The 24964-nt window shown below is 63.8% G+C and carries 19 protein-coding genes and 1 tRNA gene; 13 read left to right on the forward strand and 7 right to left on the reverse strand.

From position 1 onward, the window contains the following. The first annotated feature begins 61 nt into the window (after window positions 1–61). From FB598_RS13185 to FB598_RS13195, 3 genes are all read left to right on the forward strand, one after another. On the forward strand, window positions 62–1279 hold the full coding sequence (locus tag FB598_RS13185; RefSeq protein ID WP_141915983.1) for an ABC transporter substrate-binding protein: 1218 nt from the start codon (window positions 62–64) through the stop codon (window positions 1277–1279). A gap of 302 nt (window positions 1280–1581) precedes the next feature. Beyond that, entirely contained in the window at window positions 1582–3102 is a 1521-nt protein-coding gene (adh, locus tag FB598_RS13190; RefSeq protein WP_141915981.1) for an aldehyde dehydrogenase, read from the forward strand. 78 nt (window positions 3103–3180) lie between these two features. Continuing rightward, on the forward strand, window positions 3181–3555 hold the full coding sequence (locus tag FB598_RS13195) for a DUF779 domain-containing protein (protein ID WP_141915979.1): 375 nt from the start codon (window positions 3181–3183) through the stop codon (window positions 3553–3555). Between the two features lie 5 nt (window positions 3556–3560). Here FB598_RS13195 and FB598_RS13200 read toward each other — a convergent pair whose 3' ends face one another. After that, the gene (locus FB598_RS13200) at window positions 3561–5564 is read right to left on the reverse strand and encodes a sigma-54-dependent Fis family transcriptional regulator (RefSeq protein ID WP_141915977.1); all 2004 of its coding nucleotides are present in this window, start codon (window positions 5562–5564) and stop codon (window positions 3561–3563) included. Window positions 5565–5783: 219 nt separating this feature from the next. Between FB598_RS13200 and FB598_RS13205 the strand changes: the two genes are divergently transcribed. Further along, window positions 5784–7049 (forward strand): PA0069 family radical SAM protein, encoded by a 1266-nt coding sequence (locus FB598_RS13205; RefSeq protein WP_141915975.1) that lies wholly within the window; start codon window positions 5784–5786, stop codon window positions 7047–7049. Window positions 7050–7193: 144 nt separating this feature from the next. Beyond that, the gene (locus FB598_RS13210; RefSeq protein ID WP_141916102.1) at window positions 7194–8540 is read left to right on the forward strand and encodes a leucine-rich repeat-containing protein kinase family protein; all 1347 of its coding nucleotides are present in this window, start codon (window positions 7194–7196) and stop codon (window positions 8538–8540) included. On the opposite strand, the gene FB598_RS13215 is transcribed toward FB598_RS13210, so the two are convergent. The 3 genes from FB598_RS13215 to trxB all read right to left on the reverse strand — a co-directional run bounded on the left by FB598_RS13215 (window position 8537) and on the right by trxB (window position 10663). Beyond that, window positions 8537–9196, reverse strand: a complete 660-nt coding sequence (locus tag FB598_RS13215) for a Smr/MutS family protein (RefSeq protein WP_141915972.1) — start codon at window positions 9194–9196, stop codon at window positions 8537–8539. The genes FB598_RS13210 and FB598_RS13215 overlap by 4 nt on opposite strands. A gap of 75 nt (window positions 9197–9271) precedes the next feature. Continuing rightward, complete coding sequence (locus tag FB598_RS13220; protein ID WP_141915971.1) at window positions 9272–9607, reverse strand: I78 family peptidase inhibitor; 336 nt, start codon at window positions 9605–9607, stop codon at window positions 9272–9274. A 102-nt stretch (window positions 9608–9709) separates the two neighbouring features. Then, window positions 9710–10663 carry a thioredoxin-disulfide reductase gene (trxB, locus tag FB598_RS13225; protein ID WP_141915969.1) on the reverse strand — a complete coding sequence of 318 codons (954 nt, stop codon included), beginning with the start codon at window positions 10661–10663 and terminating at the stop codon, window positions 9710–9712. A 349-nt stretch (window positions 10664–11012) separates the two neighbouring features. Here trxB and FB598_RS13230 point away from each other — a divergent pair, with 349 nt between their 5' ends. Further along, window positions 11013–13343 (forward strand): DNA translocase FtsK, encoded by a 2331-nt coding sequence (locus FB598_RS13230; protein ID WP_141915967.1) that lies wholly within the window; start codon window positions 11013–11015, stop codon window positions 13341–13343. A 68-nt stretch (window positions 13344–13411) separates the two neighbouring features. Then, window positions 13412–14146, forward strand: coding sequence for an outer membrane lipoprotein chaperone LolA (gene lolA, locus FB598_RS13235; RefSeq protein WP_141915965.1), 735 nt, complete (start codon window positions 13412–13414; stop codon window positions 14144–14146). An 82-nt stretch (window positions 14147–14228) separates the two neighbouring features. On the opposite strand, the gene fdxA is transcribed toward lolA, so the two are convergent. Further along, window positions 14229–14570, reverse strand: coding sequence for a ferredoxin FdxA (gene fdxA / locus FB598_RS13240; RefSeq protein WP_141915963.1), 342 nt, complete (start codon window positions 14568–14570; stop codon window positions 14229–14231). A 189-nt stretch (window positions 14571–14759) separates the two neighbouring features. On the opposite strand from fdxA, the gene FB598_RS13245 reads away from it, so the two are divergent. Beyond that, a complete protein-coding gene (locus FB598_RS13245) occupies window positions 14760–16052 on the forward strand; it encodes a replication-associated recombination protein A (protein ID WP_141915961.1) in 1293 nt (430 codons plus the stop codon). Between the two features lie 4 nt (window positions 16053–16056). On the opposite strand, the gene FB598_RS13250 is transcribed toward FB598_RS13245, so the two are convergent. Next, window positions 16057–16674: an anaphase-promoting protein gene (locus FB598_RS13250; RefSeq protein WP_141915959.1), complete on the reverse strand. Its 618-nt coding sequence runs from the start codon at window positions 16672–16674 to the stop codon at window positions 16057–16059. 177 nt (window positions 16675–16851) lie between these two features. On the opposite strand from FB598_RS13250, the gene serS reads away from it, so the two are divergent. Then, window positions 16852–18153 (forward strand): serine--tRNA ligase, encoded by a 1302-nt coding sequence (gene serS / locus FB598_RS13255; protein ID WP_141915957.1) that lies wholly within the window; start codon window positions 16852–16854, stop codon window positions 18151–18153. Window positions 18154–18273: 120 nt separating this feature from the next. On the opposite strand, the gene FB598_RS13260 is transcribed toward serS, so the two are convergent. Next, entirely contained in the window at window positions 18274–20157 is a 1884-nt protein-coding gene (locus FB598_RS13260; protein WP_141915954.1) for a GGDEF domain-containing protein, read from the reverse strand. 457 nt (window positions 20158–20614) lie between these two features. Between FB598_RS13260 and FB598_RS13265 the strand changes: the two genes are divergently transcribed. The 4 genes from FB598_RS13265 to FB598_RS13280 all read left to right on the forward strand — a co-directional run bounded on the left by FB598_RS13265 (window position 20615) and on the right by FB598_RS13280 (window position 24826). Then, window positions 20615–20704 (forward strand) — tRNA-Ser (locus FB598_RS13265). Between the two features lie 315 nt (window positions 20705–21019). Continuing rightward, complete coding sequence (locus FB598_RS13270; protein ID WP_141915952.1) at window positions 21020–22747, forward strand: diguanylate cyclase; 1728 nt, start codon at window positions 21020–21022, stop codon at window positions 22745–22747. A 196-nt stretch (window positions 22748–22943) separates the two neighbouring features. Then, window positions 22944–23837 carry a phytanoyl-CoA dioxygenase family protein gene (locus FB598_RS13275; protein ID WP_141915949.1) on the forward strand — a complete coding sequence of 298 codons (894 nt, stop codon included), beginning with the start codon at window positions 22944–22946 and terminating at the stop codon, window positions 23835–23837. A 113-nt stretch (window positions 23838–23950) separates the two neighbouring features. Continuing rightward, window positions 23951–24826 carry a sugar phosphate isomerase/epimerase gene (locus FB598_RS13280; protein WP_141915946.1) on the forward strand — a complete coding sequence of 292 codons (876 nt, stop codon included), beginning with the start codon at window positions 23951–23953 and terminating at the stop codon, window positions 24824–24826. The last annotated feature ends 138 nt before the right edge of the window (window positions 24827–24964 follow it).

Genomic DNA, 24964 nt, shown 5'->3' on the forward strand with positions numbered 1-24964 from the left:
CCCTCCCGTTCCGGCATGAGGACTGGCTGCTGATGCAGCGATTCTTGTAATAGGAGGGATCATGCCGGGTGCGGCCATTCATGTTGTCGGCATTGCCATCGCAGCGCTTTGGCGGCGGCCGGCATCCGGGCGCGAGGCTGCGCCGGGGCGCCGCTGGCGCATCCTGCTGCTGTGGCTGGCGGCAGCGGCCTGTTGGCCGGCGCAGGCCGAACCGGGCGTCTATCCAAACCGCATCGTCATTGGCCAATCCATCGGCATGACAGGGCCGTTGTCGTCATTGGCAAGGCAATGTGCGATTGGCGCCAAGGCTTATTTTTCCGAGATCAATGCCCAGGGCGGCATATACGGCCGCAAGATAGAAATGGTGAGCCGCGATGACGGTTACCAGGCCGATGTCGCGCGGGCCAATACCGAACGGCTGCTCAATGTGGATCGGGTGTTTGCGCTGTTCGGCCATGCCGGCTGGCCGGGGATCGACGCTTCCTTGCCGGCGATCACCCGGGCGCGCGTGCCGTTCCTGTTTCCCTGCACCGGCGCTCCTTCCTTGTACCGCAATGTCAATCGCTACGTTTTCACGATGCGGGCCAGTTATACCCGCGAATACCGTTACCTGCTGGAGCGCTTCGGCCGCTTCGGCGTCAAGAGCGTGGCGCTGGTCTACCAGAACAATAGTTTCGGCCGGCAACTGTTGTCCGGGTTGGAAGAAGAGGCCGCAGCGCGCTCGATTGCCCTGTCCCCGATCGAAGGCAGCACCGAGGGAAATTTCCCGGCCCTGATACGGCGCATGATGGCCTTGCGTCCCGATGCCGTGCTGCTGGTCAACGGCGACCCGGCGATCAATTCCGCCGTGGTGCGCGGCATGCAGGAAGCCGGCTACCAAGGCCGTTTCTTCGGCGCATCCGTCATTGGGGTGCGGGCGCTGGCCGATGCGCTGGGACCGTTGTCGCGCGGCGTGATCATCGCGCAGGTCGTGCCTTCGCCGTGGCAGGTATCCATGCCGCTGGTGGCCGACTATCGCAAGACGATGCTGGGCAGCGGCGTATCTGAATTCTCTTTCGGCAGTATGGAAGGTTTCATCTCGGCGCGCGTATTCGTCGAGGCCTTGCGCCGCGCCGGCCGCAATCCGACGCGCGAGAAGCTCATCAATGCGCTGGAAAGCATCAACGAGTACAACTTCGACCACCGCGGTTTTCCGCTCAATTTTTCCCCCAACCGGCACGGCGGGTCGGACTATGTCGATACCACCGTCATGGCCGGCGACGCCGTTTTCGTCAATTGAATCCATGTTGAATCCGTCAGGAGTGTTGCAGACTTGTTCCAGATTGGAACAAGTCTGGCACACGGCTGCAACACAGCTGCAACATGCGGCGCAAATGGCGCCACATGCCGCCATGGCGCAGGCCCGATGCCAAGAGGGTTTGGCCGGTGGGCGGGCAATGCCGGCGCTGCGGCATCGCGCTGGCATGCGGTTTGCCCCATGTCCGCTTGAACCCCAGGCTGGGCGCTTGTCCGGTCATCCGCGCACCTGCGCGGCAAGCGATCCCGTCCGGGCTTTCATTCCTATAAACCCATGGAGACAACATGAATCTGGCAGACATCAGCAAGCTCGGCGTACGCGACCCGTTCAAGCAACGCTACGACAATTTCATCGGCGGCAAATTCGTGCCGCCGGTCAAGGGCGAATACTTCGAGAACATCAGCCCCGTGATTGGCCGCGCCTTCTGCGAAGTGGCGCGCTCCAGCGCGGAAGACATCGAACTGGCGCTGGATGCCGCGCATGCGGCCAGGAAAGCCTGGGGCAAGACTTCCCCCGCCGAGCGCGCCAACCTGCTGCTCAAAATCGCCGACCGCATGGAGGCCAACCTGGAGTTGCTGGCCACGGCCGAGACGATCGACAACGGCAAGCCCATCCGTGAAACCCTGGCCGCCGACATCCCGCTGGCGATCGACCACTTCCGCTACTTCGCCGGCGCCATCCGCGCCCAGGAAGGCGGCATTTCACCCATCGACAACGACACCTACGCCTACCACTTCCATGAGCCGCTGGGCGTGGTCGGGCAGATCATCCCGTGGAATTTCCCGATCCTGATGGCGGTGTGGAAACTGGCGCCGGCGCTGGCTGCCGGCAACTGCGTGGTATTGAAGCCGGCCGAACAGACGCCGGCCTCGATCATGGTGCTGCTGGAACTGATACAGGACCTGATCCCGCCGGGCGTGCTCAACGTGGTGCAGGGCTTCGGCGTGGAAGCCGGCAAGCCGCTGGCCTCCAGCAAGCGCATCGCCAAGATCGCCTTCACCGGCGAAACCACCACCGGCCGCCTGATCATGCAATACGCTTCGCAAAACCTGATCCCGGTGACGCTGGAACTGGGCGGCAAGTCGCCCAATATCTTCTTCGCCGACGTGCTGGACAAGGACGACGAGTTCTTCGACAAGGCGCTGGAAGGTTTCGCCATGTTCGCGTTGAACCAGGGCGAAGTCTGCACCTGCCCCTCGCGCGTGCTGGTGCAGGAGTCGATCTATGAGCGCTTCATCGAACGGGCCCTCAAACGCGTGGCCGCCATCAAGCAGGGCAATCCGCTCGACAAGGGCACCATGATCGGCGCGCAGGCGTCGCAAGAGCAACTGGAGAAGATCCTTTCCTATATCGACATCGGCAAACAAGAAGGCGCCAAGGTGCTGGCCGGCGGCGGGCGCGAAGAACTGGGCGGGGACCTGGGCGCGGGCTATTACGTCAAGCCCACCGTGTTCCAGGGCCATAACAAGATGCGCATCTTCCAGGAAGAGATCTTCGGCCCGGTGGTGTCGGTGACGACCTTCAAGGACGAGGAGGAGGCGCTGGCGATCGCCAACGACACGCTCTATGGCCTGGGCGCCGGCCTGTGGACGCGCGACGGTACGCGCGCTTTCCGTATGGGCCGCGAGATCCAGGCCGGCCGCGTGTGGACCAATTGCTACCACCTGTACCCGGCGCATGCCGCGTTCGGCGGCTACAAGCAGTCCGGCATCGGCCGCGAGAACCACAAGATGATGCTCGACCATTACCAGCAAACCAAGAACCTGCTGGTGAGCTACAGCCCGAAGGCGCTCGGCTTCTTCTGACGCGGACGATATGGGCGACGGCGCCGGGCTGAGGCCGGCGCCGTTTTTCACGGCAGGGACAAGAACATGGAGACGGCCATGCAGGTACCGGAACGCGTGAAGGCGACCGAGGCGGCGATCGGGTTGCTGCGCGACCTGAAGCGGCGCCACGGCGAGCTGATTTTTTTCCAGTCCGGCGGCTGCTGCGACGGCAGCGCGCCGATGTGCTACCCCGCCGGCGAGTTCACGCTGGGCGACACCGACGTGCATCTGGGCGAGCTTGACGGCGTGCCGTTCTACATCGGCGCCGACCAGTACGAATATTGGAAGCACACCCAACTGATCATCGACGTGGTCAACGGCAACGGCGGCATGTTCTCGCTGGACAATGGCAGCGGCAAGCGCTTCCTGACCCGCTCGCGGCTATTTACCGACGAGGAGTTCGACGCCTTGCCGCCGTTGGCCAGCCGTTGACCGATTCAACCGCCGCGCGCCTTGATGCGCCGGTAGATGGTGTTGCGCGAGATGCCCAGCGCCTTGGCCGCGGCGCTGACGTTGCCGGCATGCGCCTGCAGGGCGCGCTCGATGGCCGACCATTCGTTGTCTTGCAATGACAAGGCAGCCGGCGCCGACATGGGCATTGGCGTGGCGCGGCCGGGAAGGGCGCCGGCCTCTTCGAGGAAGTCGTCAGGCAGGTGCTGCAGCGTGATGCATCGTTCGCCGTCTGCCATGGCCAGTGCGGTGCGGATCAGGTTGCTCAATTGGCGCAGGTTGCCCGGCCACCGGTGGGACAGCAGCAGATGCCGCACCTCGGTAGCCAGTTGCGGCGCTTGCCCTGCGGATTCGCGCGCGAGGATATGGTCGACGAGCTGCGCCAGGTCGCTGCGCTCGCGCAAGGCCGGTAACCGCACCTGCAAGCCGTTGATGCGGTAGTACAGGTCTTCGCGGAAGGCATGGCTGGCCGCCATGTCGCGCAAGGGGCGGTTGGTGGCGCAGACCAGCGCGAACGCCACCGGAATCAGGCGGCTGCTGCCCAGCGGCATCACCGCGCGTTCCTGCAGCACGCGCAGCAGGCGTGCCTGCAGCGCCAGCGGCATGTCGCCGATCTCATCCAGGAACAGCGTGCCGCCATGCGCCTGCGCGATCTTGCCCACGGCCCCTTTGCGCCGCGCGCCGGTGAAGGCGCCGTCGTCGTAGCCGAACAGCTCGGCCTCGATCAGGTGCTCGGGGATGGCCGAACAGTTCACCGCCACGAAGGGGGCGATGCCCGCATGCGCGCCATGCGCCGGTTGCCGGCGCAGCATCTCCTGATGGATGGCCTGGGCCAGCCATTCCTTGCCGGTGCCGGTCTGGCCGGTAATGAGGATGGGGATGTCGCGGCCGATCGCCTTGCGCAGCTTGTCGATGACATTGCGCATCTGCGCGTCGCCGGTGTCGAGCGACTGCAAGTCCGGCCCCGGCGCGGCCGGCGTTATCCGTTGCGCAGGCGGCGCGGATGTTGCCGTTCGCGCCGGCTCGGCGAGCGCATCGCGCGCGCTCTGGAAGTGCTGTTCCTGCAGCCGCATCTCGGCGCGCGCATGGATCTGGATGCCGTTGTGCAGATACAGCGCCAACAAGCCCGGCATGGCCTTGCGGTAGTGGTCGGAGAGCATCGACACCGGCACGCCGAACAGCGAGCTGAAGGTATGCGATTGCAACGCCCCCAGCGGCAGCCCGAGCTGGAACAGCGCGCTGCGGTTGGCCGCCAGGAAGCGCCCGCCCGGGGTGAAGCTGGCGATGCCTTCGACCAGCGTGCCGACGAATTCCGGGCGGCTGTGGAAATGCACGGTGATGCAATCGGGGAAGCTGCCGGTCAGCAGGTGGTTTTCGATCATCTGCGCCGACATGCGCACCAGTGCCATGGTGTGCTTGTGGAAGCTGCCGCATTCGCCGGAGACGTCCAGTACGCCCAGCACCTTGCCCTGGTGGTCGAAGATAGGCGCTGCCGAGCAGGTCAGGAAGCGGTTGGCGTCGAGGTAATGCTCTTGCGCATGCACGGTGGTCGGCTTCTGTTCGAACAAGGCGGTGCCGATGGCATTGGTGCCGCGCAACTGTTCCGACCAGCGTCCGCCGGCGCCCAGCGCCACCCGGTCGGCCTTGGCCAGGAAGTCGCTGTCGCCCAGCGTATGAAGGATGGTGCCGCTGGCATCCGAGAGGATCACCATGCTGTGGGTATTGCGGATCTGGTCGTAGAGCGTTTCCATCACCGGCCGCGCATGGCCGAACAGGGTATGGTTGGACTCCAGCGTGAGCGCCAGGTCGGGGCGCGAGAGCGTCTCCAGGTCGGGGCGCTGCTGGCGGGTGATGCCATAAGCGGAACTGCGCTGGTGCGAACGCGCGATGGTTTGCAGGTCGAGAAATTGATTGTCGGCCGCAGGCTGCAGCACAGGGGTATTGCTCAGCAGGGACGTGCCGGCATCCGGCCGGTTTGCCTGGTGTTGCATCGTTGTCTCCTTTGGGACCCGAGGTCCTGATCCTCCCTGTTCGATTTCTTATGGATTGGGAAGCGAGGTGGGCCAAGCATAACCGATTAATTCGCGCTTGCCTCCCCCCTTGCGGCGCCGATATGGCCGGCCGGCAAGGGAAAATTGAAACAGGGTTTGCAGGCCGGGATGGCAGGGTGCAAAATACTGTATATAAACACAGTATCTCATGCCTCCATCATGTCCAAATCCTCCAGGTTTCCCAGGTTTCCAGAAGGCATCGCCGCTCCCTTCCCGGAACAACCCCAGGCGCCGGCCGACGACGATCCGACGTTGACGCCCGAGTCCTACATCCACCCCAGCCAGGTTGCGCGCAAGGGCCGCGGCGCCGTGACCAATTTGCGCGGGCGCTATGAATCGGTCAGCCGGGAGGCGTTCGACGACGGCTGGCAGGCGCTGGCGCAGGCAAGGGAGCGGGAAGGGGCTGACGATATGGACGACGCGGACGAACCTGCGCCCCTGAAAACCATTGTCACCGAAGAAACGGCGAAGTCCATCATCAGCCGCAACAGCTCGCCCGATTTGCCGTTCAGCCTGTCGCTCAATCCCTATCGCGGCTGCGAGCACGGCTGCATCTATTGCTTCGCGCGCCCGTCGCACAGCTATCTGGGCCTGTCGCCGGGGCTGGACTTCGAAAGCCGCCTGTTTGCCAAGACCAACGCGCCGGAGCTGCTGCTGCGCGAACTGGCGCGGCCATCCTATGTACCCGACACCATCACGGTCGGCATCAATACCGACGCCTACCAGCCGATCGAGCGTGAACTGAAACTGACGCGGCGCGTGCTGCAGGTGCTGCATGACTGCGGCAATCCGGTGGCGCTGATCACCAAGTCTTCGCTCATCGAGCGCGACATCGACTTGCTGGCCGCGATGGCGGCCAAGCGCCAGGCCATCGCCGCCGTCACCATCACCACGCTGGACCCGGCCATCGCGCGCACGCTGGAACCGCGGGCGGCTAGCCCCATGCGGCGCCTGCGGGTGATCCGGACGCTGGCCGCGGCGGGCATTCCGGTCAGCGTCTCGATCGCGCCGGTGATCCCGTTCATTACCGAACCGGACCTTGAACGCGTGATGGAAGCGGCCATCGAGGCCGGCGCCGGGCAGGCCGGCTACATCGTGCTGCGCCTGCCGTGGGAGGTGAGCCCGTTGTTCCGGCAATGGTTGCAGGCGCACTTCCCGGAGCGCGCCGCGCGCGTGATGAACCGTATCCAGGACATGCGCGGCGGCAAGGATTATGACGCCAATTTCGCCACCCGCATGCGCGGCGTCGGCGCCTGGGCCGACCTGCTGCAACAACGTTTCGAGAAAGCCAGCCGGCGGCTGGGTTTGACGCACCGTAACCGCGCCTTCGCCACGCTCGACGCCAGCCAGTTCCGGCGGCCGCTGGTGGCGCCGACGGCGCGGCAGCAGGCCGCTACAGGTTCGGGGCAGTTGGATTTGTTCTAGCGCGCATTTCGCTTCTATTGGCCTATTGGTCCATTGGCTGATTGACCTGGTGATGGCATGCGTTCCAAGGACCTGCATGGCCCGGGGGCCGGGATGTTCGCCGTCCCTGATACACTGCGCGCTTTCTTTTGGCGGGCAGGCGGCATGCATACCCTTGAACAATTACGCAGCGGGGCGCTGGCCGGCATCAAACGGCTTTCGCTGTCTTGCGGGCTGCGCGAATTTCCGCGCGAGATTTTCAATCTCGCCGATACGCTTGAGATTCTCGACCTCAGCGGCAACCAGCTCAGTGCCTTGCCGGACGACTTGCCGCGCTTGCATCAGCTGCGCATCATCTTTTGCTCCGACAATGCGTTCACCGAACTGCCTGCCGTGCTGGGCCGCTGCGCGCGCCTGGAGATGATCGGTTTCAAGGCCAACCGCATCGGCCGCGTGCCGGGAGCGGCGTTGCCCGCGGCGTTGCGCTGGCTGGTGCTGACCGACAATCGCATCGAGGCCTTGCCCCCTGAAATCGGCCATTGCACGCGGCTGCAGAAGTTGATGCTGGCGGGCAATCGCCTGCGTTCTCTGCCATCGGAGATGGCGAACTGCCGCCGCCTTGAACTGCTGCGCCTGGCGGTCAACCGGTTCGAGGCGTTTCCCGAGGTGCTGGCGGCATTGCCGCGATTGAGCTGGCTTGCCGTGGCCGGCAATCCATTTTGCGCGGAGTTTGAGGCCGCCGTGGATGGCGCCGCCCAGGCGCCTCCGGTTGAGTGGCGCGATCTTGAATTGCTGCGCAAGCTGGGCGAAGGGGCTTCCGGCGTGATCCACGAGGCGCGTTGGCGCACCGGGAGCGAGGCGCGCGCGGTTGCCGTGAAACTGTTCAAGGGGGAAGTCACCAGCGATGGTTTGCCCCGGCGAGAGATGGCTGCGGCCATCGCGGCCGGCGATCATCAAGGGCTGATTCCCGTGCTGGGGCGGTTGCGGGGGCATCCGGACAGCGCTCACGGTCTGGTGATGCCATTGATTGCGCCCAGCTTCGTCAATCTTGCCGGCCCGCCCAGCCTCGTATCGTGCACGCGCGACGTGTACGCCGAGGAGACCGTCTTTGAATGGCGCCACGCCTTGGGGGTAGCCCGCGATGTGGCCGCCGCAGTGGCCCATCTGCACCGCCGCGGCGTGGTGCACGGCGACCTGTACGCGCACAACATTTTGCATCGGGCGCCGGGCAGCGCATTGCTGGGCGACTTCGGCGCCGCATCCTTGTGCGACCCGGCCGCTCCTTATGCGGCGGCCTTGCAGGCGATGGAGGCAAGGGCGTTCGGCTGTCTGCTGGAAGAATTGCTGCAGCGTTGCGCGCTGCCCGGCCTGGAACCCGTTATTGAGCGGCTGGGCCGCTTGCGCGACCGATGCCGTTCCGAAGCGCCTGGCGATCGGCCGGATTTCGACGGCATCGCACGGGAACTGGCGGCGGCGGTGGCCTCACTCGAGCGCTCCAGCTGCGCGGCTTAGCCGGAGACGCGCTCGCTGGACTTGAGCAGCACCACCAGTGCGCCGGCGCCGCCGTCGGCCGCGCGCGCCTGGCAGAAGGCCATCACTTCATCCTTTTGCGCCAGCCAGTTGCGCACCTTGTGCTTCAGCACCGGCTCCTTGTTGACCGAACCCAGGCCCTTGCCGTGGATCACGCGCACGCAGCGCAGGCCGCGTTTCCTGGATTGGCGCAGGAATTCGCCCAGGGCCTCGCGCGCCTGGTCGCGCCGGTAGCCGTGCAGGTCGAGCTGGGCCTGGATCACCCAGTTGCCGCGCCGCAGCTTGCTGAGTACGTCGGGGCCGATGCCGGGACGGGCGAAGCTGAGGTTTTCATCGCTGTCCATCAGGGTGTCGACGGTGAATTCGTCGGACAGCGACTCCAGCAGCGCGGCCTGCTCGTCGGCCAGATGCTGGCGTGGAATGGGCGGCGGCAGCTCCGGCAGATGGTGCGTTTTGTCGGCCGCCTTGGCGCGCAGCGGCGCCACCTGGCCGATGCTGTTGCGGAAGATATCGGTGTCTTCCCTGAGTTTAGCCTCGTTGCGCAGGCGTTCTGCCTGCGCTTCGGCGCGCGCCTGCTCCTGGGCCTGCAATTGCTTGCGCAGCCCCTTGAGTGCGGAAAAATCCTTGATTGTTGCCATGATGCAGCCCGGTCAAACTTCCCAGCGGGCTACTTTATCAGAACCTGAACAGGTTCTCGGAACGACACCCGCGGTTCAGCCGCAGGCCAGCTTGATGATGACCTTGCCGGGGTCGGTGTGGATATTGAGACGCCTGGGGTTGAAGTCCATGGTGGCGGCGTCGCCGGGACGCAGGACACGCACATCGGATGCGCCCGACTCTTGCATGGCTTGGCGTTCGATATAGCCGCTGATATTCTGGCCGATCAGATAGTCGACCTTGGCGGCATCGCAGCCGGCACTGCTGTCGGCGTCATGCGGCTTGGGCTCCTGGGAGGCGCTGCAGGCAGCCAGCAAGGCGGCCAGCGCGAGCGGGGAAAGCAGGGAAAGCAGGGAAAGCAGGAAAAGCCGGGCGGCACGGGGAAAGGCCATGTTTTTCCTTTCTGTTGATAAAAAGCAAAGCCGGTAGAAGCACTGGGCTCCTACCGGCTTTTGGATGAGCGGCCGCTCCGCTAGTTCAGCGCTGGCGAAAGTTTATTCCAGGCCTTCGAGATAACGCTGGGCATCGAGCGCGGCCATGCAGCCGGTGCCGGCGCTGGTGATGGCCTGGCGATAGACGTGGTCTTGCACGTCGCCGGCGGCGAACACGCCTTCGACGCTGGTGGCGGTGGCAAAGCCTTCGGTGCCGGTGCGGGTCTTGAGGTAGCCGTTATGCATCTCCAGCTGGCCTTCGAAGATGCTGGTGTTGGGCTTGTGGCCGATGGCGATGAACAGGCCATGCACCGGGATATCGGTGATGGCGCCGTCCTGGGTGGACTTGATCCTGATGCCGGTCACGCCGCTGTCGTCGCCGACCACTTCATCGAGCGTATGGTGCCACTGGATGACGATCTTGCCTTCGGTGACCTTGTGCAGCAGGCGGTCGATCAGGATCGGTTCGGCGCGGAACTTGTCGCGGCGGTGGATGATGGTGACCTTGCTGGCGATGTTGGACAGGTACAGCGCTTCCTCGACCGCGGTATTGCCGCCGCCGACCACGGCCACTTCGCGGCCGCGATAGAAGAAGCCGTCGCAGGTGGCGCAGGCGGAAACGCCCTTGCCCATGAACGCCTGCTCGGACGGCAAGCCCAGGTACTGGGCCGAGGCGCCGGTGGCGATGATGAGCGAGTCGCAGGTGTATTCGCCGGAGTCGCCGATCAGGCGGAACGGGCGTTCGGACAGCTTGGTGGTGTGAATGTGGTCGAAGATGATTTCCGTGTTGAAACGTTCGGCGTGCTGCAGCAGGCGCTGCATCAGTTCCGGACCTTGTACGCCCAGCGGGTCGCCCGGCCAGTTCTCGACGTCGGTGGTGGTCATCAGCTGGCCGCCTTGCTCGACCCCGGTGATCATCACCGGATTGAGGTTGGCGCGTGCGGCATACACGGCGGCGCTGTAGCCGGCGGGGCCGGAACCGAGGATCAGGACCTTGGCATGTTTGGGCGTGCTCATAAGATACTCTTTGTCTGTTTAATGGGATCGCTCAACCTAGCTTGAGACGAATTCCGGGATTTCAATTCAGGGCCGCAGGGCGGCGGTGCGAACGCGCGAGCGGGAGGCTCGTCAATACTGCGCTGCAAAACGGGTAAGATTATAGACGAAGGCCCCTGTCCAGCTGATGGAATTACGCTATTCATCCGATAGGCCGCGCGAGCCCGGCCGCACCTGCCGTTTGCCGCGCGGGAACTTGTAGAAACGATAATGCCGCCGCGCCCGGAATCCTGTGCGCGAGCCCCCAAAAGCGCATGACGCCAATCTAATGCCGTTACAATGACGGCTACGCTTTTTTTGCACGGAAGTTATGTCGAAGACGAGTCAAGCCCATATCCGCAACACCAAAGCGCCGGCCCCGCCGATGCCCAACCGCCTGGTGCGGCTGATTTCCGAAGCGCGCTGGCTGGCGCTGACCGCGCTGCTGGTCTATCTGGTCTTGATCCTCCTGACGTACTCCAAGACCGATCCGGGCTGGTCGGTGGCCAGTTCGGTGCCGCGCGCGGCCAACTGGGGCGGCCGCGTGGGCGCCTGGGTGGCCGACCTGATGCTGTACATCTTCGGCCTGTCGGCCTGGTGGTGGTGCGTGCTCCTGGGGCGCTCGGTCTGGAGCGGCTATCGCCGCCTGTCCAACCGCTTCCTGGTGGAAAAGGAAGCCGAGCCCGAACACCGGCAGGAACCGCTGATCCGCGCTATCGGCTTCGTCTTCATGATGACCGGCAGCCTCGGCATCGAATTCACCCGCATGCATCGCCTGGCGCCCAAGCTGCCGCATTCCCCCGGCGGCGTGCTGGGCGAGATGATCGGCACGGCGGTGCAGCCGACCTTCGGCTTCACCGGCGCCACCTTGCTGCTGCTGTTGCTGTTCGGGCTGGGCTTTTCCCTGTTCTTCCATGTGTCGTGGCTGGCGGCGGTGGAGCGCATCGGCGGCGCCATCGAGGATGGCTTGCTATGGGTGCGCAATTTCTTCGCCGCGCGGGCCGACCGCAAGGCCGGCGCCGAAGCCGCCGTCAAGCGCGAGGAAGTGGTGGTGCAGGAGCGCGCCAAGATCGTCGAGGCGCCGCCGATCCGCATCGAGCCGCAGATCGTCGAGGTGCAGAAATCGGATCGCGTGCAGAAGGAAAAGCAGACCAGCCTGTTCGACGACAGCAATACCGACCTGCCGCCGCTCTCCCTGCTGGATGAAGCGCCGCCGGCGCAGCAGACAGTGTCGGTCGAGACGCTGGAATTCACTAGCCGCCTGATCGAGAAGAAGCTCTCGGACTTTGGCGTCGAGGTCAAGGTGGTCGCGGCCTATCCGGGCCCGGTGATCACCCGCTACGAGATCGAACCGGCCACCGGCGTCAAGGGCAGCCAGATCGTCAACCTGGCGCGCGACCTGGCGCGTTCGCTGTCGCTGACCTCGATTCGCGTGGTGGAAGTCATCCAGGGCAAGAATTACATGGGCCTGGAGCTGCCCAATCCCAAGCGCCAGATCGTGCGCCTGACCGAGATCCTCGGCTCCAAGGTCTACAACGACAGCCACTCCAGCCTGACCGTGGCGCTGGGCAAGGACATCGCCGGCAACCCGGTGGTGGCCGACCTGGCCAAGATGCCGCACTTGCTGGTGGCCGGCACCACCGGCTCGGGCAAGTCGGTGGGCATCAACGCCACCATCCTGTCGCTGCTGTACAAGTCCACGCCCAAGCAGGTGCGCCTGATCCTGATCGACCCCAAGATGCTGGAACTGTCGATCTACGAAGGCATCCCGCACCTGCTGGCGCCGGTGGTGACCGACATGCGCCAGGCCGGCCACGCACTGAACTGGGCGGTGGAGGAAATGGAGCGCCGCTACAAGAAGATGTCCAAGCTGGGCGTGCGCAACCTGGCCGGCTACAACCAGAAGATCATCGATGCCGACAAGCGCGGCGAGAAGATCCCCAATCCGTTCAGCCTGACCCCGGACGCGCCGGAGCCGCTGGAGCAGCTGGAAACCATCGTCATCATCATCGACGAACTGGCCGACCTGATGATGGTGGTGGGCAAGAAGGTGGAAGAACTGATCGCCCGCATTGCACAGAAGGCGCGCGCGGCCGGCATCCACCTGATCCTGGCCACCCAGCGCCCGTCGGTGGACGTGATCACCGGCCTGATCAAGGCCAACGTGCCGACCCGCATCGCCTTCCAGGTATCGTCCAAGATCGACTCGCGCACAATCCTCGACCAGATGGGCGCGGAAACCCTGCTGGGCATGGGCGACATGCTGTACATGCCGCCCGGCACCGGTTTGCCGGTGCGCGTGCACGGCGCTTTCGTTTCCGACGATGAAGTCCACCGCGTGGTGGATCACCTCAAGGCCCAGGGGGAACCGAATTACATCGAAGGCATCCTAGAGGGCGGCGTGCTGGAAGATGCCGAGGGCGGCAGCGGCGCCGGAGCGGGCGCCGGCGGCGGCGAGAGCGATGAACTCTACGACCAGGCCGTGGCGGTGGTGCTGAAGAACCGCCGCGCCTCGATCTCGCTGGTGCAGCGCCACTTGCGCATCGGCTACAACCGCGCCGCGCGCCTGCTGGAGCAGATGGAGCAAAGCGGCGTGGTATCGACCATGCAGTCCAACGGCAACCGCGAGATCCTGGTGCCGGCGGGCAATGACGCCGACTAAGCGGGGACAAGGCGGCGGGCCAAGAGTGGCCGCCTACCTTGTTGCGCAACTGTAAGAACGGAAACGATATGAACAATCCCAGGCATCCCTTGTTTGAAGGAATCGAACGCCGCGGCCGGGCACCAGCCCGGGCGCGCGCCATCAACCTGCGCCGCATCCTCGTGGCGGTTTCGCTGTCGGCGCTGGCCGTGGCCGGCGCCATCGTCTTTACCGCGCTGACGCCGGGCCGGGCCTCGGCGGCCGCGCTGGAGCAGTTCAAGCAATTCGTCGCCAGCACCCAATCGGCCAAGGGCGATTTCACCCAGCGCCTGGTGCGGAACGACAATGGCGCGGCCAAGGTGGTGAACACGTCCAGCGGCGCTTTCGTGTTCTCGCGCCCGGGGAAATTCATCTGGACTTACCAGAAGCCCTATGAGCAGGTGATCCAGGCCGACGGCGAAAAGCTGTTCATCTACGACAAGGACCTGAACCAGGTCACCACCAAGAAACTGGGCAATGCGCTGGGCTCTTCGCCGGCGGCGATCCTGTTCGGCAGCAACGACCTGGAAAAGAATTTCACCCTGAAGGAATCGGGCGTCAAGGATGGCGTGGAGTGGCTGGAGGCGGTGCCCAAGAGCCGCGACACCACTTTCGACCGCATCGGCATCGGCTTCAGGAACGGCATGCCGGTGGCGATGGAGCTGCACGACTCCTTTGGGCAAGTCTCGGTGCTCAGTTTCGACAGCTTCGAGAAGAATCCGCCGCTGAAGGTCAACAGCTTCACCTTCACCATCCCCAAGGGGGCGGACGTATTCAACAACTGAGCAACGACCGGATTGTCGCAGCTCCATGAAAAAGCCCCGCAAGTGTGAACTTGCGGGGCTTTTCCGTGCATGGCCGGGAGGCTTAGTCGCCGTCGGCCATTTTCAGCAGCGGCAGCTTGTCCTTCACGTCCTTCCACTGCGCGTGGTCGGCCATCGGCGCCTGTACCTTGGTAATGGGCTTCCAGCCGGGATGCTTGGCCAGCCTAGCATTGAGGTCTTCGAAATGCGCCAGCGCCACCGGCAGGTCGGTGGCGTTATAGATGGCGCCGACCGGGCATTCCGGCACGCACATCGAGCAGTCGATGCAGCCATCCGGGTCGATGGCCAGGAAGTTCGGCCCTTCGACGAAGCAGTCCATCGGGCAGACGCTGACGCAATCGGTGTACTTGCACTGGATGCAGGAATCGGTAACGACAAAAGGCATGGGATTCTGGAGCGGGCAGGGTGACAACTTGCGCGGACCGGCCGCGCGGCGAACCGGTATTTTAACCGCTAAGCGGAAACGCGCGCCCGGCGCCTGTCGGGGCCACGTCGCGGTGCGCGTACTTGACTCTGCGTTAGACTACTGCCTTTGGCGGCCGATCTACCTGCCGCCGCACCGACTGATTTCAAGATGAACCTGATCCCCCTGGCCGAGCGCATGCGGCCGCAATCCTTCGATGACGTGATCGGCCAGCAGCATGTGCTGGGGCCGGGCAAGCCCTTGCGCGTGGCGTTCGAATCGGGCGAGCCGCATTCGATGATCCTGTGGGGGCCGCCGGGCGTGGGCAAGACGACGCTGGCGCGGCTCATGGCGGACTCCTTCAACGCCGAATTCATGGCGTTGTCGGCAGTGCTGTCGGGCGTGAAGGACATCCGCGAGGCGGTTGAACGGGCCCAGTTGATCCGCGCCAATTCCGGCCGCCGCACCATCCTCTTCGTCGACGAGGTGCACCGTTTCAACAAGAGCCAGCAGGATGCCTTCCTGCCGCACGTGGAAAGCGGGCTGTTCACCTTCATCGGCGCCACCACCGAGAATCCCTCGTTCGAGGTCAACAGTGCGCTGCTCTCGCGCGCTGCCGTGTACGTGCTCAAGTCGCTGACCGAGGACGACCTCGGCGCCATGGTCGAACGCGCCTGCCACGAGGAGCTGGACGGCTTGCAGTTCCAGCCGGAAGCCAGGGAGATGCTGGTCGCCAGCGCCGATGGCGACGGCCGCAAGCTGCTCAATAATCTGGAAATCGTGGCCCGCTCGGCGCAGGCCAAAGGGCTGGCCACGGTGACCGCCGAAGTCCTGGCCGAATGCCTGGGCGATGCGCTGCGCCGCTTCGACAAGGGCGGCGACGCCTTCTACGACCAGATCTCGGCGTTGCACAAGTCGGTGCGCGGTTCCAACCCCGATGGCGCCTTGTACTGGCTCACGCGCATGCTCGACGGCGGCACCGACCCGCGTTACCTGGCGCGCCGCATCGTGCGCATGGCATGGGAAGACATCGGCCTGGCCGATCCGCGCGCGATGACCATCGCCAATGACGCCGCCGCTACCTATGAGCGCCTGGGCTCGCCCGAAGGCGAACTGGCGCTGGCGCAGGCGGTGATCTATCTGGCGGTGGCGGCCAAGAGCAACGCCGGCTACATGGCCTACAACCAGGCGCGCGCCTTCGTCGCCAAGGACAAGTCGCGCCCGGTGCCGGAACACCTGCGCAACGCGCCGACCAAGCTGATGAAGGAACTGGGCTACGGCAAGCTGTACCGCTACGCCCATGACGAACCGGAAGGCTATGCCGCCGGCGAGACCTACCTGCCGGACGGCATTCGCGAACCCAACTGGTACCAGCCGGTGCCGCGCGGGCTGGAAGCCAAGATCGGCGACAAGCTGGCGTACTTGCGCGAGCTGGATCGCCAGGCGCGCAAGAGTTCCAAGTAAGTCCCTAGGCCGGCTTCCTGTTCCAAACCGGGAAATGGCCTTCGATGGTCGCCATGGCGGAAATGATGGCCTGGTAGGTGGCGTCGTTGTCGAAGCCCGGCAGGCGCGCCTTCATGGCGTCCATCAATGCATCCAGCCCTTCGGCGTCATTGGGGACGATGATGCCCTTGGCGCCTGCGCCGCCGTCGCCGCCGATGATCCATTGCGGCAGCGGCAGGAATTCGTCGCTGATGACGATATCGACCCGGTTGACAGCGCTCCAGGCCACGCCTTCGCGCTTGAGGCCATTGACGGTGGTGCGGATTTCCTCGTCGTCGAACTCCACGCTGATCTTGCGCGCCTGCTGCGCGGCCAGCTTGGCCGGGCTGAGTTCGGCCGCTCCTGGCGCGTGCACTTTCCAGCCGGTCTTGCGCTGTTTCGACGGCGCGACGCGATGCTTGATCTGCTGGCCGAACGCGAAGGCGGCGCCGAACGACAGGCCGGCCAGCAAGCCGTAGAACAGGCTGGCGTCATGCGTCATGTAGTGGATACCGGCCCACAGGGCCAGGCCGAAGGCGGCTACCAGGCCGAGGATGGAAAGCGGCAGGGGCGTGGTTTTGGGGGCGTCGTCGGCGTCGGACATGATTGGAATCGGCAAGAGTGGCGGGAAATGGGGCGAATGGTAACCCGTCCCGGCCGCTGTGCGCCATGCGGCGATGCGCATTTATTCCCGGAAACGTTCGGGGAAGCCCCCGGTAAAGCCGCCTGGCTTGGTACAATCCCGTTTTTGAGCGCCAATCCTTATTTGCTATTTGTTCCCATGATCGACATCCAACTTCTCCGTAAAGACATCGACAATGTGGCTGCCCGTCTGGCGGCACGCAAGTTCGTCCTCGACGTCGCCGGTTTTAACGCGCTGGAGGCCGAGCGCAAGCAGATCCAGACCCGCACTGAAGAATTGCAGGGCAAGCGTAACAGCCTGTCCAAGCAGATCGGCATGTTGAAGGGCAAGGGCGAAGACGCCTCGGCGGTGATGGCGGAAGTCAACGGCATCGGCGACGAACTGAAGGCTTCGGCGGCGCGCCTGGACGAGGTGCAGCAGCAGATGAACGCCTTCTTGCAAGCCGTGCCCAACCTGCCGCACGAGTCGGTGCCGGTGGGCAATGACGAATCCGGCAACGTGGAGGTGCGCAAGGTCGGAACGCCGCGCGCCTTCGACTTCGAGGTCAAGGACCATGTCGATGTCGGCGCGCCGCTGGGCCTGGATTTCGATACCGCGGTCAAGCTGACCGGTTCGCGCTTCTCGGTGATGAAGGGCGGCATCGCGCGCCTGCATCGTGCGCTGGCGCAGTTCATGCTCAACACCCACACCGGCGAGCACGGCTACACCGAGTGCTATACGCCTTACATCGTCAATGCCGATTCGCTGCGCGGCACCGGCCAGTTGCCCAAGTTCGAGGCCGACCTGTTCGCCGTCAAGAAGGGCGGCCAGGAAGGCGAGGCGGAAAACGCCGCGCTGTACCTGATCCCGACCGCCGAAGTGCCGCTGACCAACCTGGTGCGCGAGGAGATCGTGGCCGGCGACACGCTGCCGCTGAAGTTCACCGCGCATTCGCCATGCTTCCGTTCCGAGGCCGGCTCCTACGGCCGCGACACCCGCGGCATGATCCGCCAGCACCAGTTCGACAAGGTGGAAATGGTGCAGATCGTGCATCCGGAGAAGTCGTACGAGGCGCTGGAAGAGATGCTGGGCCATGCCGAGGCCATCCTCAAGAAGCTCGGCCTGCCGTACCGCGTGATCACGCTGTGCACCGGCGACATGGGCTTTGGCGCGGCCAAGACCTATGACATCGAAGTCTGGCTGCCGGCGCAGAATACCTATCGGGAGATCTCGTCGGTGTCGAACTGCGAGGCTTTCCAGGCGCGCCGTATGCAAGCCCGTTTCCGCAATGCCCAGGGCAAGCCTGAGCTGCTGCACACCTTGAACGGCTCCGGCCTGGCGGTCGGCCGTACCCTGGTGGCGGTGCTGGAGAACTACCAGCAAGCCGACGGCAGTGTGGAGATTCCGGAGGCGCTGCAGCCTTACATGGGCGGCATCACCAGGCTGGCGCCGGGCGCCTGACCGGGACTGGTGGGATATCGATGGAGCACGGCCGACCTGTAATGGGTCGGCCGTTTTTACATTGGCGTTGCCGTCATGGCGGGTGCAGGGCCGGTGAAAACGTTCTCGCCGGCGGCGTGGCTAGCCGCCGTCATTGAGTGCCCAGGAGAACGCCATCGGGATGCGGCGTTCGATGAACAGGCTGTTGCCGGGCGTCTTCTTGGCCTGTTTCTTGGCCCGGGTCGCTGCCGAGGCGATCTGGTGCGGCGAGGAGTACTGGGCGGGTTCGATCTTCACCGCCCCCAGGGAAATGCTCACCAGCGGATGCAGCACGCGGTTGCCCTGGCGGTCTTCGCTGAAATAGCCGCCGCGTTCGCGGTCTTCGTCGTAATAGAAGGCGCCGGATTCGGCGGTGAAGTTGTCCAGCATGGCGCGGCAGCGCCTTTCCCAGTCCTCGCTTTGGAACATGATCAGGAAGTCGTCGCCGCCGATATGGCCGATGAAGTCATGCTGCGGGTCGCAGCCTTGCTGCAGGATGCGGCCGGTGAGCTGGATCATGTCGTCGCCCTTGCGATAGCCGTAGACGTCGTTGAAGGGCTTGAAGTGGTCCAGGTCGCAATAGCAGATGCAGAACTCGACCCCGCTTTGCAGCAGGTATTCGATGTGGTCGTTGATCGGCACGTTGCCCGGCAACTGGGTCAGCGGGTTGGCGTGGCGTGCGGCGTCGATCTGCATCTGGGTGATTTCGCGCAGCAGGTCGTGGCCGGTGCCCAGGCCCACGTACTGGCCGCGGTCGGTGATGATGAAGCCGTTGGACAGGTGGTGCGACTCGGCCTGCACCAGCAGGTTGGACAGGTCCTGCAGGCTGGTGTCCTGCTCGGTCAGGATGGGGTTGGGATCCATGAAGAAGGCGCAGGACTTCTTGCCGTAGAGCTCGCGGCCGTACAGGCGGGCGAAGCGCTCGACCATGCTGTAGCGGTTGATCAGGCCGATCGGCAGGCCGTTGCTGACCACCGGCAGCGCCTGCAGTTGCGGATCGTTGACGAACATGTCGTAGGCGTGGTCGTTGGTGATTTCCGGCGTGACGTAGCGGGTTTCGCGCAGCAGCTTGAAGACGGTGGCGCTGCGCTTGCCGGGACCGTATTTGTTGGCCGCCAGCGGCACCTTGTCGCGGCGCAGGGTCTTGGTGACATCTTCCGAGATCGATACCGGCGGCTCGGCCATCGGGCGGGCAATGTGGTAGCCCTGGCCGCAGGCGATGCCGAGGTCGCGGATGGTCAGCAATTCGGCCTGCGACTCGATGCCTTCGGCGATGACGATGGAGCCGGATTTCTCGGCGATCTCCTGGATCGAGCGCACGAATTGCAGCTTCATCGGGTCGTGGTTGATGCCTTGCACGAAGTGCATGTCGATTTTGACGTACTCGGGCTGCAGCTCGGACCACAAGCGCAGGCTGGAGAATCCTTCTCCGAGATCGTCGATGGCGATCTGGAATCCCATGTCGCGGTAATGCATGGCGGCATTGCGCAGCAGGGCGTAGTCATAGGTCGGTTCGTTTTCGGTCAGCTCGATGATGATGCGCTGCGGGTTGACGCCCAGGTTCTCGAGGTAGCGCAGGGTTTCGCCCTGGATCGCCTCGGGCTGCATCAAAGCCCCGGGGGTGACGTTGAGGAACAGGTTGCCGGGCAGGCCGGATTGGGCGAAGCGGGTCAGCACGATATGCCGGCACAGGTATTCCATCTGTACCGAGAGGTTGTGCGTGCGCGCCACCTTGAACAGGGCCAGCGGGGAGTGCAGCGGGGTGTTCGAGGGCCCGCGGATCAGGCCTTCGTAGCCGAGGATCTCGCCATTGCGCATGCGTACGATCGGCTGGAACAAGGCCGTCAGCTTGCGCTGGGCGATGATTTCATGCAGCAGCGACAGCATCTGGTCGTCGGCGTTCGGCGGCAGGCTGCCGGCGGCGCGGGCGATCAGCTCGGCCGCTTCGGCGTCGAGCGGAAAAGAGGCATTGGAAAGAGGCGCCATTTGGCTGATCCCGGTATGAAATTGTTCCTGAGAACCTGTCCGGAACCTCGTCGGCTGCCGCAATGCCCCCTCAGGCGGTTTGCGGCGCCGCAAAGCCGCGCCGTGCCGCCGGCCGGGCTGGGTTTTGCGCCTTGCCCCCCATCCTGACACGGCATCGGTTCGACTTCCGTGAGATCCCGAAAAATTTCTAGTTGTGGAAAATAATTTACGGATGCTAGAAGCGATTTATGACAAGACGATGATATGGAAGCGCAAGGGCAACGTTTTTGCATGAAAAAAACTGAGGCTTGGCGTTTGACGCGGCGCTAGTCCTGCGCGCCGGGAGAAGGTGGGGCGAAAATGACGGAGCGGCAATACGCTGGGGGAAATAATTTTAGAGGGATGTTCCTTTCTTAAAAAACTTCTGCTATAGTTGCGAGCTTTGCTGCTTCACGCAGTAAATCGACCGAAGTTAACCGGAGAGGTGGCAGAGTGGTCGAATGTACCTGACTCGAAATCAGGCGTACGGTTTCCCGTACCGTGGGTTCGAATCCCACCCTCTCCGCCAGTTAGCTTGCAGGTTGGAAGCAAAAGTAAGGCCCTGACATCCTCAGGGCTTTATTTTTATGTGCGCCGGTTGCGCTGTTGCCGCCGTCGGCGCGATGGCATTCCGATATGCCGGTATCGCAGCCCTCAAGGGGGATGGACTGCGGCGCCGGCTTTCAGCATCGCCTCCGGTGCGCCGGCGTCTCGAATCGGGCTCCATGCATCGGCGCCTGCCTGCGATGTGTTTTTATCCCCGCTCATACGATCTTTTGTTTATTGCTTGATCGGCCTTGTTGTATTCCTGAAAAATCGCAAGCCTTTGAAGCAGGCCAAAGAAATGTCCTTGACTCGACTGTTCCGGCTGATCTCCATCGCGTTGCTGATGTTGTTTTTGGCGTTGGCGGTATCGCTGGTATGGATTGAGTGGAACATCTACCGGAGCAGCACCAATACCATCCCGGCCTTGAAGCGGTTTCGTCTGGGCCTGATTGCGATGGAGCAGGTATCGATCGAGCGCGGGCCCTCCAATGCCTTCATGGGCGCACGGGACGACGAGCGCGCGTTGCTTTACCGGCGCCTGCAGGCGGCACGGTCGGCCAGCGATGCGGCCCTGGCCGATCTGCGCACCGCCCTGGAAAAGGATCCGGCGCAACATAATTCCAGCATTCTGAAGAAGATCGGGAGGGTGCAGCAGGCCATGGGCCCGGCCCGCGCCGCAGTCGACCGCATCGGCCGGCAACCGCAGGAAAGGCGCAGCCATCCCGAGATCGTGTCCGCAGTCAAGGGCATGGTGGATGTGATCCCGATGCTGGTGCGGATAACGGGGGAACTGGTCGATACCGTCGACCTGGCCGATCCCGATTTGCGCGACGGCCTGTCGGGGGTACGCGCGGCAGCCAGCTTGCGCGAATATGCCGGGCAGGTGGGGTCTTGTTTCACTGCTGCGCTGATCACCCATCGCAGGCTCAACCCGGATGAGGTCATCGAGATCGGCCGGCTTTACGGGCGGATCGAATTGCTGCGTTCGCTGCTGGGCGCGCGGCTGGCTTCTTATTCGTCGCAGCCGCAATTCGTGCAGGGACTGGCCAATCTGGACAGGCAATATTTCGACGACGGCTTCCAGTTCATCGACCACCTTTTGCAGGTGGGCCTGAAGTCCGGGGATTACGGCATTACGCCGGCCGAACTGGCGGCGCGCTACGTGCCGCGGATGAAGGCCATCTTCGATTTGCGCGATATCATCCTGGACGACCTGATGGCCCGGGCCGAGCACCGCAACCTGCAAGCGCGTAATTTGCTGGCCCTGGTCATCGGATTGACCATCGTTGCCTGCCTGTTCTTCCAGTTATTGATGTACATGATCCGCAAGCGCGTGGTGAGCCCGTTGGTCGCTGCCACCGACCTGGTGGTGGGGCTGGCCGATGGCAAGCTGGGGCTGGAGATTCCCGCTGCCAGGCATGATGACGAGATCGGCGGCATGATGCGGGCATTGCGCGTGCTGAAAGAACGTATTCTTGAGCGCAACAGCCTGGCGCGCGAACGCGAAGCGCTGATCAGCCAGTTGCAGACGTCATCCAACACCGATTTCTTGACCGGTCTGTTGAACCGGCGCGCCTTTTTTTCCGATGGCGAGCAGCAGATGCGCGCGGCGCAACGTTATCGGCGCAACTTGTCGGTGGTGCTGTTCGATATCGACCATTTCAAGCGCATCAACGACAGCTACGGTCATTTGTCCGGCGACGCCGTCTTGCGTGGTGTGGCGCAAATCGCCGCGCAATTGCTGCGCAAGGTGGATGTGCTGGCGCGTTATGGCGGAGAAGAGTTCATCGTGCTGTTGCCGGAGGCGGATATCGGCAAGGCTGAAACGGTGGCGCAGAAGTTGCGCGCGGCGCTGGAGGCGAAGGAGTTCGATCTCGATGGCGGCCAGCGCATCAGCATCAGCGCCAGTTTCGGCGTGGCGGCATTGGGTGCGGGACATAGCCTGGAGCAATTGATCAAGCTGGCCGATACCGCGCTGTATTTGGCCAAGGAGCGCGGCCGCAACCGGGTGGAAGTCAGTATTTGATGGCGGACCGGGACGCGGGCGGCCACGGGCGCTGATCTCACGAGGGGCGCAAAATATTTGGCGGGCCGGAGTTGACTCCGGTTTTTTTGCGGCATATTATGTTCGCGCGAACATTGATTTTGGACGGCAGGGCGCAAGCATTCAAGAAAACCCCGCCGCGGCGGGTAGAACACGATTCCGATCAAAGGAGACAGCCATGATCACGCTAGGGCAGGTTTCGCAATATCAGGACGAAGGTTGGCTGGTGGTGCCCGGCCTTCTCAACGACATCATGCGGCAGCGGATGAAGGATGCGCTGGCGCAGTGGGTGGAGCAATCGCGCAAGGTCAGCGACCATACCGACGTATTCGATCTGGAGCGAGGCCATACCGCCGCCGATCCGCGTTTGCGCCGCATCAAGCAGCCGCACAAGAACCATCCGGTGTTTGAGGAGTTCATCCGTTCCAAGCCGGTGCTGGAAGTGCTGGAAGCCTTGTTGGGGCCGGCTTTCCGGCTGCAAAACTCCAAGCTCAACCTGAAGTCGCCGCGTTTTGGCTCGCCGGTGGAGTGGCATCAGGACTGGGCTTTTTATCCGGCCACCAACGATGACATCCTGGCCGTGGGCGTGATGCTGGACGATACCTCGCTGGAAAACGGCGCCATGTTGGTGGTGCCGGGGTCGCACAAGGGGCCGACCTACGACCACCATGATGCCGATGGCCGTTTCTGCGGCGCGCTCGACCCTAACCAACCCGGGCTGAATCTCGACCGGGCGGTGCCTATCGTCGGCAAGGCGGGTTCGGTCTCTTTCCACCATGTGCGGGCGATACACGGTTCGGCGCAGAATCGTTCGTCCATGTCGCGCAATTTCCTGCTCTATGAAGTTTGCGCGGCCGATGCCTTTCCGCTGATGGGCGTGCCCGATTTCGACGATTTCAACAGCCGGCTGCTGCAGGGCGAGCCGACCATCGTGCCGCGCTTTCGCGATGTGCCGGTGCGCATGCCGTTGCCGCCGGCACTGAACCAGGGGTCGATCTACGAAAACCAGTCGGCCAGCGGCAAGCGTTTCTTCGAACAGGTGGAGGTGCCGCAGCAGGCGGCCGGTACCTGAACCGGCCCTTGCGTTTCATTCCGGGGCGGCACATCGTCCCGGCACGAACCTGGCGCAGCCGATCCAAGCCGGCTGCGCCGGAGGGACGAACTTTTTTGCAGAGGCAAACACCCATGCAAACGTTTCGCGTGTACCAATCGTTATGGGCCATGGAGCGCCGTCGCCCGGATGGGCAGGAATGGACGCTGGAACAAAAGCTGTCCATGATCCGCGACGCCGGTTTCGACGGCGCCGGCGTGCGCTTTGCCGATATCCAATACGCCCGCACCGTCACCGCGTTCCTGCGCGAACATGGCATGAGCTGGCAGGCCCAATGCTATCCGCGCACGGTCGATGAATTGAAGCCCATCATCGAACATGTGCAGGAGCTGGGCGCCGACCACATCAACCTGCAGGCCGATGTGCGGCCCTACACGCTGCAGGAATGCATTCCCTACATCGAAGGCTGGCGCCGGCTGGCCGAGGACGCCGGTATCGCGCTGCATATCGAGACGCACCGCGACCGCATGACCACCGACCTGCTGTTCACCCTGCATCTGCTGGACCGCTTCCCGGACCTGCGGTTGACGGCGGATCTTTCCCACTATGTGGTGGGGCGCGAGTTCGCCTGGCCGATTTCCGCGGAAAACCATGCGCTGATGCACCGGATCATCGATAACGCCTGGGGCTTCCACGGCCGCGTCGCCAGCCGCGAGCAAATCCAGTTGCAGCTGGAATTCAAGCAGCACCGGCAATGGCTGGAGTTGTTCATGGGCTGGTGGGAATACGGTTTCAGGAGCTGGATGGCGCGCGCCGGCGACGACGCGGTACTGACCTTCCTGTGCGAACTCGGCCCGCCCGAATATGCGATGACCGGCGCCGACGGCTATGAGCTGTCGGACCGTTGGGAAGAGGCGCAATTGATGATGCGCATGGTGCGCGAACGATGGGCGCGCTGCGTTTCGGAGCAGGCCAGCGCGCCAGCCATGAACATGCGCAGGCGCGCCTGACGCGCCACTGAGCAAAGCGAATTTACCCAGGAAGCAGCAGGAAGGAGCAACGACGGCGCAGTACATCCCATCGCAGGAAAGACAGGGCCAGTGCCGGACACACGATAAAACAGCCGGCCGGCGCGTCAAGCGCCGCAT

It is taken from the genome of Herbaspirillum sp. SJZ106 (assembly GCF_006715495.1).
Classification (GTDB): Bacteria; Pseudomonadota; Gammaproteobacteria; order Burkholderiales; family Burkholderiaceae_D; genus Herbaspirillum.